Origin of the sequence: Alistipes sp. AF48-12 (genome assembly GCF_003477565.1) — a bacterium.
Lineage (GTDB): Bacteria > Bacteroidota > Bacteroidia > Bacteroidales > Rikenellaceae > Alistipes_A > Alistipes_A hominis.
Window position 1 is genome coordinate 113,517 of record NZ_QUDJ01000011.1, and the last position, 13,572, is coordinate 127,088.

The window sequence follows — 13,572 nt, forward strand, 5'->3', positions numbered from 1 at the left end:
CGTCATGGCACAAAAACCATCCATTCCGAAGGGCACACGCGATTTCGGCCCGGACGAGATGATTAAACGCACCTACATTTTCGACACGATAAAAAGCGTCTTCCGCACCTACGGATTCCTGCCGCTCGAAACGCCGGCGATGGAAAACCTCTCGACGCTGCTCGGAAAATACGGCGACGAGGGCGACAAGCTGCTCTTTAAAATCCTGAATTCGGGGGACTTCCTGAGCGGAGTCGCACCCGAAACGTTGCAGGATGCCGACGCCAACCGCAACGCGCTGTCGGTGAAAATGTGCGAAAAAGGATTGCGTTACGACCTCACCGTACCGTTCGCCCGCTACGTCGTACAACACCAGAACGAAATCTCGTTCCCGTTCCGGCGCTACCAGATCCAGCCGGTATGGCGCGCCGACCGGCCGCAGAAGGGACGCTACCGCGAGTTTTTCCAGTGCGACGTCGATATCATCGGCAGCCGCAGCCTGCTCAACGAAGTCGAGCTGATCGAAATCGTGGCGGCCGTGTTCAAAAAACTCGGCATCCGGATCGCGCTGAAGATGAACAACCGCAAGATCCTGTACGGCATCGCCGAGACCATCGGTCACGCCGACAAGATGACCGACATCACCGTGGCGATCGACAAACTCGAAAAGATAGGAATCGAAGCGGTCAACGAAGAGCTGCTTTCGAAAGGTATCTCCGAGCAGGCCGTGGCCGCGCTGCAACCGATCCTGTCGCTCAGCGGTACGAACCGCGAGAAGCTGCGACAGTTGCGCGCGGTGATCGGCGGCAGCGAAACCGGAATCGCCGGCATCGACGAGATGGAAACGATCTTCGGATACGTCGAAGCGCTTGGCACGGAATTGGATATCGAACTGGATTTGTCGCTGGCGCGCGGGCTGAACTACTACACCGGCGCGATCTTCGAAGTAAAGGCGAAGGATTTCGCGATCGGCAGTATCTGCGGCGGCGGACGCTACGACGACCTGACCGGAATTTTCGGTATGCCGGGCATGTCGGGAGTAGGCATCTCGTTCGGAGCCGACCGGATCTACGACGTGATGTGCGGACTCTGTCTCTACCCCGAAGAAGCGGGCGTCACCACGCGGGTTTTGTTTCTGAATTTCGGGGAAACCGAACAACCGGCCGCCTTGCGCGCGATGAAACAACTGCGGGCCGCAGGCATCCCGTGCGAAATGTACCCCGACGCCGCGAAGATGAAAAAGCAGATGGAATACGCCAACCGGCGCGCGATCCCGCTGGTGGTGATCATCGGCAGCGACGAACTGGCCGCCGGAAACGCCACCGTCAAAAACATGGCGACCGGCGAACAGCAGGCCGTTCCGCTGGCGGAACTGGCCGCGCGCCTGCAATAATGCGCCGGCGAGGCGCGTTATCACAAGGACATTAAAGATACTGCAATGATAAGAATGAAAATCCATATCCTGCTGGCGACGCTGCTGTTCGCGGCGCCGGCGCTTGTTTCTGCACAGAACGACGCGAAAGACGATCCGGCCGGCAACCTGCAGAAATTCCAGCAGTTCTACCGTTACCTGAACGGCGCCTACGTCGATACGGTACACAACAATGAGCTGGTCGAAAGCGCGATCCGCGAAGTGCTGCTGCAACTCGACCCGCATTCGACTTACGTATCTCCCGAGGAGATGGTCGAAGTCAAGGAGAGCTTCGACGGCAGTTTCAGCGGCATCGGCATCGAATTCAACGTACTGCGCGATACGATCATCGTGGTCAACGTCATTTCGGGCGGTCCCGCCGAACAGGTGGGCCTGCTCCCCAACGACCGGATCGTCGCGGTGGACGGCAAAAGCTCGGTCGGCGTCAAACAGATCGACGTGCCGAAACTGCTGCGCGGGCCGAAAGGCAGCCGGGTAGAGACGCGGATCGTCCGCCACGGCGGCGGCGAACCGCTCGACTTCACGATCGTGCGCGACAACATTCCGATCAATACGGTGGACGCCGCCTACAAGGTCGATCCGAAGACCGGTTACATTCGGATCAACCGTTTCGCGAACAATACTTACAAGGAGTTCACGGACGCCGTGCAGAAACTGGGGCCGATGGACGCCCTGATCCTCGACCTGCGCAGCAACGGCGGCGGGCTGATGGGCGGAGCCGTACAACTGAGCAACTTTTTCCTACCCGAAGGTTCGGTGATCGTATCGACCGAAGGGATGCGCGTGCCGCCCGACCGAATCGTCGCGAAAGAAGACGGCCCGTTCACGAAAGGGAAGGTGATCGTGCTGATCAACGAGACTTCGGCTTCGGCCAGCGAGATCGTATCCGGAGCGATTCAGGACTGGGACCGCGGCCTGCTGATCGGCCGGCGCACGTTCGGCAAGGGACTCGTCCAACGGCAGTTCCCGTTACAGGACGGCTCGGCGGTGCGGCTGACCGTAGCGCGCTACCACACGCCGACCGGACGCATGATCCAGCGCCCGTATGAAAACGGCAATTTGGACGCCTATTATGAAGATTTCAACAAACGGTTCGAACCGGGAGCTTCCGATTCGGTCGGCGGCGACACCACGCAGCGGTTCAAAACCCTGCGTAGCGGCCGCACCGTCTACGGCGGCGGCGGAATCACGCCCGACATCGTCGTACCGCTCGATACGTCGGACTATACGAAATACTGGGGCAGCCTGGTGCGTCAGGGCGTCATCAACGAATTCGTCATCGAATACCTGGACGAGAACCGTCCGGCGCTGTCGTCGCGTTACGCGGCTCCCGAAAAGTTCGTCAGCGACTTCACCGTCTCCGACGACGTGCTCGACGCCCTGACGGCCAAGGCCACGAAAAAGGGGATCGCCTTCGACGTCGCAGAGTTCGAACGTTCGAAAAAAGCGCTGAAAACCCAATTGAAAGCGTTGATCGCGCAAAAAATGTGGGGAGTCAACGAATACTACCTCGTCGTCAACGGCGAGGACGACCCGGTCTTCGCCAAAGCGCTCGAAGTGCTGCGCGACTGGGAGCGTTACGGTTCCGGCATCACCTACTGATTCGATCAGAAACGATCCATCCGCTCCGCCGGCCGCAAATCGGTTTTTGCAGCCGGCGGAGTCGTATACGCTTATTTTGCCCCGAATATTTGCTTATATCTCTTTTTCTTTTTAATTTTAACAACCTATAACTGCTAACAAAAACGAAAGGCATGAATCATTTTGACTACAAAAAGGAAAGCGAAAGCGACGGAGCGGAAGAGATCTACTCAAAAATAGTCAGGGCCGGACGGCGCACCTATTTCTTCGACGTGAAGGCGACGCGGAACGACGATTATTACGTGACAGTCACCGAAAGCCGGAAAAAAACCGAAAAGGACGGAAAATTCTCGTTCGAAAAACACAAGATCCACCTTTACAAGGAGGACTTCTGCAAATTCGCGGAAGGACTCGACGAAGTGGTCGGGTACATCCGGGAGCACAAGCCGGAGTGTTTCAATCCGGACGGCTCGGCGATCAGCAGCATCCCCGCGTCGCTGGACGACGAATTCGACAAACTGTAACGCACGACAACGAAAACAAAGGCGTCCGAAAAAGATCCGGACGCTTTTTTCATTCCGTATGAGAAAAAACGTATTGTTGGGCTTCAGCGGCGGCATCGACAGCACGGCGGCGGCGCGGTACCTCGCCGAACAGGGCCATGCCGTCACGCTGCTTACGCTGGATACCGTCGGGGAAGAGGGTCTCGAAACGCGCATCCGGCAGGCGGCCGGACGGCTGAACCTTCCGTTCCGGATCGAAAATGTCCGCGAAGTTTTCCGCGAAGAGATCGTCCGCTATTTTACCGGCAGCTACCTGCGCGGCGAAACGCCCGCGCCCTGCACTCGCTGCAATCCCCGGGTCAAATGGAAAACGCTGTACGACATCGCCCGGCGCGAACATTACGACCATATCGCCACCGGACACTACTTCCGTGTTCGCTGCGAAAACGGAAAATACTTCGTGCGCACGGCCGCTGACCCGGCCAAAGATCAGTCCTATTACCTGTGGGGCTTGTCGCAGGAATACCTGCGGATAGCCCTGACGCCGATGGGCGAACGAATCAAAAAAGCGGTGACCGCATCGCTCCCGTCCGCCCTCCGGTCGCGGGAGAGCATGGGCGTCTGTTTCCTGCAAGGACTCTCCTACTCCGAGTTCCTGAAAACGCAGGTTCCCGGAATCGTTCCCGGCGAAATCGTCGATGCACGGGGAAAGACGATCGGACGCCACGACGGCTGCGCGTTCTACACGATCGGACAAAAACGCGGACTGCGCACCGACTCCGGCGAACCGGTCGTCGTCACCGGGATCGACGCCGCGCGGAACCGGGTGACCGCAGGATGCGACGCCGACCTTTTTTACCGCCGGTTGACCGTCCGGGAGTTCTGCGCCGCCGATCCGCAGCGGCTGACCGACTCGCAAACCGTACGGGTCAAAATACGGGGCGTGGGCCGGAACCCGGAGGGTTACGCGCGCGTCCGAATCGACGGGCAGTCGTTGCTCGTCGAACTCCGCGAACCGGCCTGGGCCCCGGCCAAGGGACAGCCCGTCGTTTTCTACGACGGCGACCTGGTCGTCGGAGGAGGCATCCTCGCCGACTGCCGGCGGTAAAACGCTCCGTAAAAGCGTAAACCCGATCGTTCCGGTCACTTTTTACGCGCTGCGAAGCCCCGGTCTGAAAAATTTTTGGTAAACTTGCACCGTTAAACCCGCACCGCGCGCGGTGCGCCACGTTCACGGCATGAATATTCTGAAAAAAACCTACAACTGGGTGCTCGGCTGGGCCGACAGCCGCTGGGGAGCGGCCGCACTGTTCGTCCTCGCATTCGCCGAATCCAGCTTTTTTCCGATTCCTCCCGACGTCCTGCTGATCGCCCTGGGACTCGGATGCGCCGCCAAAGCGTTCCGCTACGCGCTGATCTGCACAATCGGTTCGGTACTCGGCGCCATGGCCGGATACGCCATCGGACACTACCTGTGGCAGACCCCGGGCGGGGAATTCACCGCCATCGCCGATTTCTTTTTCCGGATCATTCCCGGATTCACCCATACGGAATACGACAAAATCTGCGCGATGTACAACCAGTACAACTTCTGGGTCGTATTCACCGCCGGATTCTCGCCGATCCCCTACAAACTGATCACGATCACCGCCGGAGTGTTCAAGATCGACTTTCCGGTCTTCCTCGTCGCATCGGTCGTCAGCCGGGGCCTGCGTTTTTTCTTAATTAGCTGGTTGATATGGAAATACGGGGAGCCGATCAAACGTTTTATCGACAAATATTTCAACTGGCTGGCGCTGGTATTCACCGTTCTGCTGATCGGCGGATTCTTCGCCATCAAACACGCTTTCTGACATGAAACTGTACGGACTGATCGGGTATCCGCTCGGACACTCGTTTTCACAACGCTATTTTACCGATAAATTCGCCGCCGCAGGAATCGCCGACTGCGCCTACCGGAATTTTCCGATCGAAACGATCGAAGGCGTCGAAACCGTATTGCAAACGCCCGGCCTGCGCGGATTCAATGTCACGATTCCGTATAAACAAGCGATCGTCCCGTATCTGTCCGGCCTGAGCGACGAAGCGCGGGCGATCGGCGCGGTGAACTGCGTAAAGATTACGCCCGAAGGCCTGACCGGTTACAATACCGACGCTTACGGATTCCGCCGTTCGCTGCTGAATCTGCTGGGCGACGTCCGCCCCGAAAAGGCGCTCGTACTCGGCACGGGCGGCGCTTCGAAAGCCGTGAAATACGTGCTCGAACAACTCGGCATCGCTTTCGACGCGGTATCGCGCGACGGAAAAAACGGAGCGTACACCTACGGCGACCTCTCCGAAGAGATCGTACGCGCTCACCGGCTGATCGTCAATGCCACGCCGCTGGGCACTTTCCCGAACGCGGAAGGCTGTCCCGTCCTGCCGTACGAAGCCCTCGGCGCCGGGCATTTCCTGTTCGACCTGGTATACAACCCGGCAGTCACCGAATTTCTGAAGCGCGGCGCGGCGCAGGGGGCTGCAACCCGCAACGGTTACGACATGCTGGTCGGGCAGGCCGAAAAAGCATGGGAGATCTGGAACGAATAATTGTCCGCACGATACAAAAACGAAAGAGGCTGTCGCTCAGTGCGACAGCCTCTTTCGTTTTTTACTACCGATAAATTCCTTCCTTTTATAAAATCAATCCTTTGACGCGGAATTTCCGTCTCCGGACTAAACCACATCGATCCCCTTCTCTTTCAACAAATCGAGTCCGATATCCTTCAGGCGGTATTTCTGGATCTTGCCGCTCGCCGTCATCGGATAACCTTCGACGAAAAAGATGTATTTCGGAATCTTATACCGGGCGATCTGCCCGCGGCAGTAGAGTTTAACCTCCTCTTCGGTAAGCGTACAGCCTTCCTTGATCTTTATAAAAGCGCCCACCTGTTCCCCGTATTTCGGACTCGGGATACCGGCCACTTCGATCGCCTCGATCTGCGGCATCTTGTACAGGAAATTCTCGATCTCGCGCGGATAGATGTTCTCGCCGCCGCGGATGATCATCTCCTTGATCCGCCCGGTGATCCGGAAATAGCCGTTTTCATCCATTACGCCGAGGTCGCCCGAATGCAGGAAACCGTTCTCGTCGATGATCGCAGCGGTAGCTTCCGGATTCTTGTAATACCCTTTCATGATGTTGTACCCCTTGCAGCACATCTCGCCGGGAGTCCCCGGAGGACATTCCTCGTTGGTTTGCGGATCGAGCACCTTCACCTCGACGTTCGGAAAAGCCCGCCCGACGGTCGTCGCGCGAATCTCCATCGAATCGGTCGTCGCCGAAGCCGTCATACCGGGCGAGGTTTCGGTCAGGCCGTATACGCTGATGATCTCCTTGCAGTACATTTTGTCCATCACCTGCTTCATCGTCTCGATCGGGCAGGGCGCGCCGGCCATGATCCCGGTACGCAGCGAACTCAGGTCGAACATATCGAACATCGGATGGTGCAGCTCGGCGATGAACATCGTCGGCACGCCGTGCAGCGCCGTACAGCGTTCGCGGTGCACCGACGCCAGCACTTTCAGCGGATCGAAATCCTCGACCATCACCATCGTCGAACCGTGCGTAATCACCGAACAGACCCCCAGCACGCAACCGAAACAATGGAACAGCGGCACGCAAATCAGCAGTCGGTCGGCCGCAGTAAAATGCATCCGGTCGCCGATCGTCAGCCCGTTGTTCAAGATATTGTGACTGGTCAGCATCACCCCTTTCGGGAATCCGGTCGTCCCGGACGTATACTGCATATTGATCTCGTCGTGACAGTCCACCCGCGACTTGGCCCGTTCGAGCTCGTCGTCGCCGACCAGCGTCCCGAGCTTCATCAGTTCGGAAGTATTGTACATGCCGCGCAATTTCTCCTGTCCGATGTAAACCACGTTCCTCAACTCCGGAAACTTCTCGCTGCGCAGCTTTCCGCGCTGCGTGGTCTTCAGTTCCGGAACCAGGTCGTACAGGATCTGCACATAGTCGCTGTCGCGGTAGCCGTTCACCATACACATCGTATGGATATCGGCGTTTTTCATGATGTATTCGAGTTCGGCGTTCTTGTAGTTCGTATTGACGGTCACCAGTACGGCCCCGATCTTGGCGGTCGCAAACATGAACGTCATCCAGTCGGGCACGTTTTTCGCCCATACGCCGACTTTGCTGCCCTTGGTCACCCCGATCGACAGCAACCCTTTGCAAAATATTGACCCGTTCGTCGAACTCCTTGTAAGTAAACCGCAACCCGCGGTCCGGATAAATCATGAACTCATGATCCGGATCTTCCGCTACGTATTTCTCAAGAATGCCCCCGACGGTATAGTCGATCAATTCTTGTTTTTCCATTTTCTACGAAATCCAACCTTTTAAAAAGGCGTGTAAACCACCGCCAGGATTTTGGCTTTTTCACCGGGCGCCTGCACTGAAATATTGTGAGGAACGATCGAATCGAAATAGATGCTTTCCCCTTGGTTCACAACGTATTTATCACTACCGTAACGCACTTCGACGCTCCCGTCCAACACGTAAATGAACTCCTCGCCTTCGTGGTGCGACAAAGCTGACATCTCGTCGGGATCGGTATATTCCACGTTAATGATAAAGGGTTCCATGTTGCGGTCGGTCTTGTTTTCGGCCAGCGAACGGTATTTGAGGTGCTCGATATCAGAGCCGTTTCCCTTGGACAGGTGTACCGACAACTGAGGCGTCTGCTGTTCCCGGTGAGTCAACGTAGGCTCAGGGCATTCCATTCCGTCGAGAAAAGTGCCCAGACGAATGCCCAACGTCCGCGACAGTTTGATCAGCGTCGCCAGCGACGGCAGCATCTTACCGGTCTCAATCTGTTCAATTTGAGATTGTTGAACCCCAGATTGAACCGCTAAATCTTCCACGGAAAACTGATTGTCTTCGCGAAGTCGTTTCAGCTTATAACCAATATTCTCTGTCATAATTTGAAAAATTTCGTTTTGTTGTGATTCGAAGTAACCCCGAATTCCCGAAATCCGCAAATAATTATTTCCGGAAATTACGAAACCCAAAACAAACGCGCCCGATTCAGGAGCGACAAAACGTCTTCGATGGGATATTTTTTAAGATAAACCATGCATCTGTAAGTCATATTTGTCCCAAGTTTTTTCGATTCGTAAATAATGCTCGAAATCTTCCATTCATTGAAGATTAATCTTTAGAATACTTATTTACAGATTAACAGAACACAAAATGCAATGTTTTACCTATGTTGTACCTATCAAAAAAAACAAACACTCGACTTATTATAAGTCAAGCGTTTGAAAATTATTCCTGTGGTCCCCGTGGGGCTCGAACCCACGACCCCAACATTAAGAGTGTCGTGCTCTACCAACTGAGCTAGAGAACCATCTTGTAAAATCGTTTGCAAAGATAAGCAGAAAAATCTTTTTATGCAACACTCTGGCGATAAAACCTTATCCTATTTCTCCGGGAGAGGAATCGTGAAGCGGTTTCGACAGGAAGGCGCAGCGGACTCCCAAACGGCGGGACGGGGCGTTGCTGTCCGTATGCTTCGATGATTGCGGTTGCGGATTCTTCGTCGCCGGACAAGGTAAATAAGACGGGGCCGGGATTGCAATCCCGGCCCCGGTCTTTATCTTCGGCTCCGTTTATTCGTATTCGCCGCTCTTTAGCATACTGACTTCCCGCGGGCTCAGGAACCGCCAGCCGCCGCGTTTGAGCCGTTTTTTGGTCAGGCCTGCGAAATAGACTCGATCGAGCTTTTGCACCGAATAGCCGAGCGATTCGAAAATACGCCGAACGATCCTGTTTTTGCCCGAATGGATTTCGATTCCGACCTCTTTCCGGTTTTCGCTGACATAGCTGACCTCGTCGGCGAAGATGGGCCCGTCTTCGAGGGTAATTCCCTCGGCGATTTTGGTCATGTCTTCTTCCGATAGAGGTTTGTCGAGCGTCACCTGGTAGATTTTCTGCTTGTTGTAGCTCGGATGCGTCAGTTTGCGGGTCAGGTCGCCGTCGTTGGTGAACAGCAGTACCCCGACGCTGTTTTTGTCGAGACGTCCGACCGGATACACCCGTTCGGTGCAAGCTCCTTTGATCAGATCCATCACCGTTTTGTCCGAATGCGGGTCTTCGACCGACGTTACGAAGCCTTTCGGCTTGTTCATCAGGATGTATACTTTCTTTTCCCCCTTGACGATTTCGCCGTTGAAGCGCACTTCGTCCTCCGGGTTTACTTTCGTTCCGAGTTCGGTGACGATCTTGCCGTTGACCGCCACAACGCCGGCCGTGATCAGGTCGTCCGCTTCGCGACGCGAGCAGATGCCCGAATTGGCGATGAAACGGTTCAGGCGAATAGCGCCCTGCGGTTTGGGAGCGTCGTAGCGCGGATAATCTTCTTTCCGGTCTTTTTTGAATCGGGAGTCGTGGGTTCGAGCCGCCCCACGGGAGCTGTCGCTTCTATCCCATTTTTTACCGAAACCGCCTTTGCGGTCGCCGTCTTTCTGGAAACGCGGACGCTCGCCGTACGGCTGCGATTCGTCGCGCCGTTGCGGTTTGTACGGACTCGAAGGCCGGTCGTCCTTGCGCCACGGCCGGTCTTCGCGTTCGGGCCGGTCGTTTTTACGGTAGCGGTCGTCTTTGTCGAACCGGTCGGGTCGGTCGTTGCGGTTGAACCGGTCATCCTTGTTGTAGCGGTTGCCGTCGCGCTGCGGTCGGTCTTCGCGTTCGGGCCGGTCGTTTTTGCGGTAACGGTCGTCTTTGTCGAACCGGTCGCCGCGATTTTCGCGGTTGTAGCGGTCGTCCCGGTTGGCTCCGTATTTCGGTTTCCCGTAGGGACGGTCGTCCCGATCGCGGGAGCCGCTTTTCAGCCGGTTGTCTTTCGTGAAATTGGGGTTGAACGAGCGGCGCTGTTCGTCGCCGCGGCGGTCGTACGGATTGTCCGACGACGTCCCGTGCGGTTTGGCCGGACGGCTGATGCGCGGGCGTTTGTCTTTCGAGAACGACGACAGCGCGTCTTCCCGGTGCGAAGAACTTCTCGAATCTTCCCGATTGAAGGAGTCCCCGGAACGGTCGCGGCGGGGCGAATCCCCGTAAGCGCCTTTCCTGTTTTTCGGATCGAATGGTTTCATGCAATGAAATAATAAAAAGTAATACGTATAACGCCCCGATATTTCGGGCAAATCGAAATCATCCGGCAATTAAACGGTTCAAAGGTATAGCTATTTTTTTATAAATATGATAACTTTGTGATCTATTTAGTTGCGTATGAATTACAATTTCGATAAAATCGTTTCCCGCGAGGCGACCGACTGCGAAAAGTTCGACGCGCGGGACGAAGTGTTCGGGCGTGCGGACGTGATTCCGATGTGGGTCGCCGATATGGATTTTGCAGTGCCCGAAGCCGTTACCGAAGCGATCATCCGCCGGGCCGGGCATCCGATTTACGGATATACCTTTCGTTCGGACGGTTATTTCCGGTCGGTGATCGACTGGGTGGGGCGTCACAGCGGTTGGAAAGTGGAAAAGGAGTGGATCGACTTCGCTCCGGGCGTGGTCGCCGGAATCGTTTTCGCGCTGCGTGCTTTCACGCAGGAGGGCGACAGGGTGGTGATCCAGCCGCCGGTCTACCATCCGTTCGCGCGGCAGACGCGATTCAACAACCGGGTGGTCGTCAACAACCCGCTGTTGCAGCGTGCCGACGGCAGTTTCGGGATCGACTTCGACGACCTCGACCGCAAGCTCGTCGGGGCGAAGGTTTTCCTGATGTCGAACCCGCACAATCCGTCGGGACGCGTCTATACGGTCGAGGAGCTTACGCGCATCGGCGAACTGTGCGTGAAGCACGACGTGGTGATCCTGTCGGACGAGATTCATGGCGACCTTGTTTACAAACCGCATAAGCATATTCATATCGCAGCGCTGGACGAAGCGTTCGCGCGCCGGACGGTGACGTTCACCGCGCCGAGCAAGACGTTCAACCTGGCCGGGCTTTCGACCTCGGTGGCGATCACGCCGGACGCCGCGTTGCGCCGCCGCCTGCAACAGGAGTTTAACAAACTACATGCCGATCAGGGAAATATCTTCGGCACGGTCGCGCTCGAGGCGGCTTATACGCACGGCGACGAGTGGCTCGAACGCCTGCTGGAGTATCTCGAAGGCAATATCCGGTATGTCACGGACTTTTTGCGGCGGAAAATGCCGTCCGTAAAGTGCGTGCCGCCCGAAGGGACGTACCTGATGTGGCTCGATTTCCGCGCATGGCCGATGACGCATGAGGAGATTTACCGGTTTATGGTCGAGCGGGCCGGGATCGGCGTCAACGAAGGCGCGATGTTCGGCGAAGAGGGCCGCGGGTGGATGCGGATGAACATCGCTACGCAGCGCTCGGTGGTCGAACGGGCGATGAACCAACTGTACGAACCGCGCGCGCGGCGGGGCTTTGCGAGTAGCGGAGGCTTCCGGAAAGTTTGATCGAAAGCGAGCCGGCCGAAAAATCGGCCGGCTCGCTTTTGTCGTTTATCGGGACGTTTTTATTTCCGGCTCGCGCTGTCGTAAAATGCGATGCGGTCGCGGCAGACTTTTTCGGTAATGTCGCGCAGGAGTTCGATTTTGGAAATAAGGGCGTCGATGTCGGCTTTGGTTACTATGAAATTCTTTTTGTTGTAACGCGCTTCGATATAGGCCCGCTGCAATAATTTGAACAGGCGTTCTTCTTCCGGAGTATCGCGCGGGAAAACTTTGGCTAATTCCAGTGTAAAAGGCTTACATTTTTTAATTAGAAAATCGAGATCGTGCTCTTTATAACCGTAAAGGATATAGGCCAATGGAATCGTTTTGATAAAGTTTTCGGCCGCTTGATGCAACATGAAAGCCGATATCTGGAAATTATCATTTTGATAATAGAAATTAGCCCCTTTCAAAAAATCAATGCCATAAGAAAATTTATCATCAAAATATTCCTGTGCCATCTTCTTGATTTCCGAATAATCCAGATCGCGCGGCGTGGCTAACTGATATTCCCCCGAATCATAGAGCGTAATCCCCTGATTCAAAATATCGACATAAAAATAACGTCCTTCGGAGAGAGCATGATTCAGTTTGGAAATACTTTCATTGATAAACTGCGGCCAGGTCTGAAACTCGTCGGCCCGGCTTTCCAAAAAACGCTCCCGAATGCGGGTCTGGGCAGTACCTTCCCGAACTCCCAACCGCTTTTTAGTCACGACCAGAATATCGTAGTCGCTCATAAAATAGGTTTTCACGCCGAAGTCGCGGCGTTCGTCGCACTCGACGTAGGTGTTCCGGGCATAACTGCCGTAAAGAATAATCATCACGACATCTTTCACCTCGTCGCGGATCAGGCGGACGAGTTCACACAGGTCGCGCTGTTTGCGTTCGGGCAGGAAGTCGATCGAGTTCTTCATACTCACAAAATTAGCAAGAAATTTCCAGAAATACATACCCGGCGCGGTGAATTGATTTTTATTCGTATCTTTGTTTTACGGTTTCTTAAAGCGGATTCGTTGTACAGGGGGCGGCTCGTGCCGTCCGGGAACGAACCTAAAAAGCAATTACTATGCAAACTTTAAGGAACTACGACGATTCGGCATAGCCGAAGGACATACTATAAAGGCAAACAACCTTTATACCTGACAGTGAACTTGGGAGCCTTTTCGGAGGTTGTTTAATCTGGGTATAACAGTTGTCAGTCCTTGTTATGTCCTGCTTAACGGGTAGGGCAGACAAGGGCGCAGGACAGCTTCCAGATTAAGGTTCCCAAGACCTGCTGTTAGGGGCTGCAAATGCGCCCTCTTTTTATGCCTTTTTCCGAATAGCTTCGGATTTCATCGGGCGCAGCAACGATCCGTTTTTTTAACTATTCGCCTTATGAAAAAAATCATTCAATCCCCTACGTGGGATCGCATCGTCACGATACTTAAAAACGAAACGTTGTGCGTGAACGAGCTGGCCCGCCGCATCGGTCTGGAACGGCCGCACATGATCGAAGCCGCGAAAGACCCCGCGACGGGAATCTGTCCCGAACTGGCCGCGCGGATTCA

At 55.3% G+C, this 13,572-nt stretch carries 10 protein-coding genes, 1 tRNA gene and 1 pseudogene; 7 read left to right on the forward strand and 5 right to left on the reverse strand.

Going from position 1 to position 13,572, the window contains the following annotated elements; all coding sequences use genetic code 11:
- Nucleotides 1–4: 4 nt before the first annotated feature.
- From hisS to DW082_RS08600, 6 genes are all read left to right on the forward strand, one after another.
- Nucleotides 5–1,372 carry a histidine--tRNA ligase gene (gene hisS / locus DW082_RS08575; RefSeq protein ID WP_118458230.1) on the forward strand — a complete coding sequence of 456 codons (1,368 nt, stop codon included), beginning with the start codon at nt 5–7 and terminating at the stop codon, nt 1,370–1,372.
- Between the two features lie 45 nt (nt 1,373–1,417).
- Nucleotides 1,418–3,013, forward strand: a complete 1,596-nt coding sequence (locus DW082_RS08580; RefSeq protein ID WP_228385753.1) for a S41 family peptidase — start codon at nt 1,418–1,420, stop codon at nt 3,011–3,013.
- A gap of 152 nt (nt 3,014–3,165) precedes the next feature.
- Nucleotides 3,166–3,516: a DUF3276 family protein gene (locus DW082_RS08585; RefSeq protein ID WP_055202417.1), complete on the forward strand. Its 351-nt coding sequence runs from the start codon at nt 3,166–3,168 to the stop codon at nt 3,514–3,516.
- A 58-nt stretch (nt 3,517–3,574) separates the two neighbouring features.
- The gene (locus DW082_RS08590; RefSeq protein WP_101571549.1) at nt 3,575–4,603 is read left to right on the forward strand and encodes an MnmA/TRMU family protein; all 1,029 of its coding nucleotides are present in this window, start codon (nt 3,575–3,577) and stop codon (nt 4,601–4,603) included.
- A 112-nt stretch (nt 4,604–4,715) separates the two neighbouring features.
- A complete protein-coding gene (locus DW082_RS08595; RefSeq protein ID WP_228385752.1) occupies nt 4,716–5,348 on the forward strand; it encodes a YqaA family protein in 633 nt (210 codons plus the stop codon).
- 1 nt (nt 5,349) lies between these two features.
- Entirely contained in the window at nt 5,350–6,081 is a 732-nt protein-coding gene (locus tag DW082_RS08600) for a shikimate dehydrogenase (RefSeq protein ID WP_055202423.1), read from the forward strand.
- A 126-nt stretch (nt 6,082–6,207) separates the two neighbouring features.
- On the opposite strand, the pseudogene DW082_RS08605 reads toward DW082_RS08600, so the two are convergent.
- From DW082_RS08605 to DW082_RS08620, 4 genes and pseudogenes are all read right to left on the reverse strand, one after another.
- Nucleotides 6,208–7,867: pseudogene (locus DW082_RS08605) on the reverse strand (AMP-binding protein).
- A gap of 20 nt (nt 7,868–7,887) precedes the next feature.
- Nucleotides 7,888–8,469, reverse strand: a complete 582-nt coding sequence (locus DW082_RS08610) for a helix-turn-helix domain-containing protein (RefSeq protein ID WP_055203493.1) — start codon at nt 8,467–8,469, stop codon at nt 7,888–7,890.
- 355 nt (nt 8,470–8,824) lie between these two features.
- Nucleotides 8,825–8,897: transfer RNA gene (locus DW082_RS08615), tRNA-Lys, on the reverse strand.
- A 262-nt stretch (nt 8,898–9,159) separates the two neighbouring features.
- The gene (locus DW082_RS08620; protein ID WP_118458233.1) at nt 9,160–10,641 is read right to left on the reverse strand and encodes a pseudouridine synthase; all 1,482 of its coding nucleotides are present in this window, start codon (nt 10,639–10,641) and stop codon (nt 9,160–9,162) included.
- Nucleotides 10,642–10,777: 136 nt separating this feature from the next.
- Here DW082_RS08620 and DW082_RS08625 point away from each other — a divergent pair, with 136 nt between their 5' ends.
- Nucleotides 10,778–11,983 (forward strand): MalY/PatB family protein, encoded by a 1,206-nt coding sequence (locus DW082_RS08625; RefSeq protein ID WP_118458234.1) that lies wholly within the window; start codon nt 10,778–10,780, stop codon nt 11,981–11,983.
- 59 nt (nt 11,984–12,042) lie between these two features.
- Here DW082_RS08625 and DW082_RS08630 read toward each other — a convergent pair whose 3' ends face one another.
- Nucleotides 12,043–12,936 (reverse strand): HEPN domain-containing protein, encoded by an 894-nt coding sequence (locus DW082_RS08630; protein WP_101571663.1) that lies wholly within the window; start codon nt 12,934–12,936, stop codon nt 12,043–12,045.
- Nucleotides 12,937–13,572 lie beyond the last annotated feature (636 nt).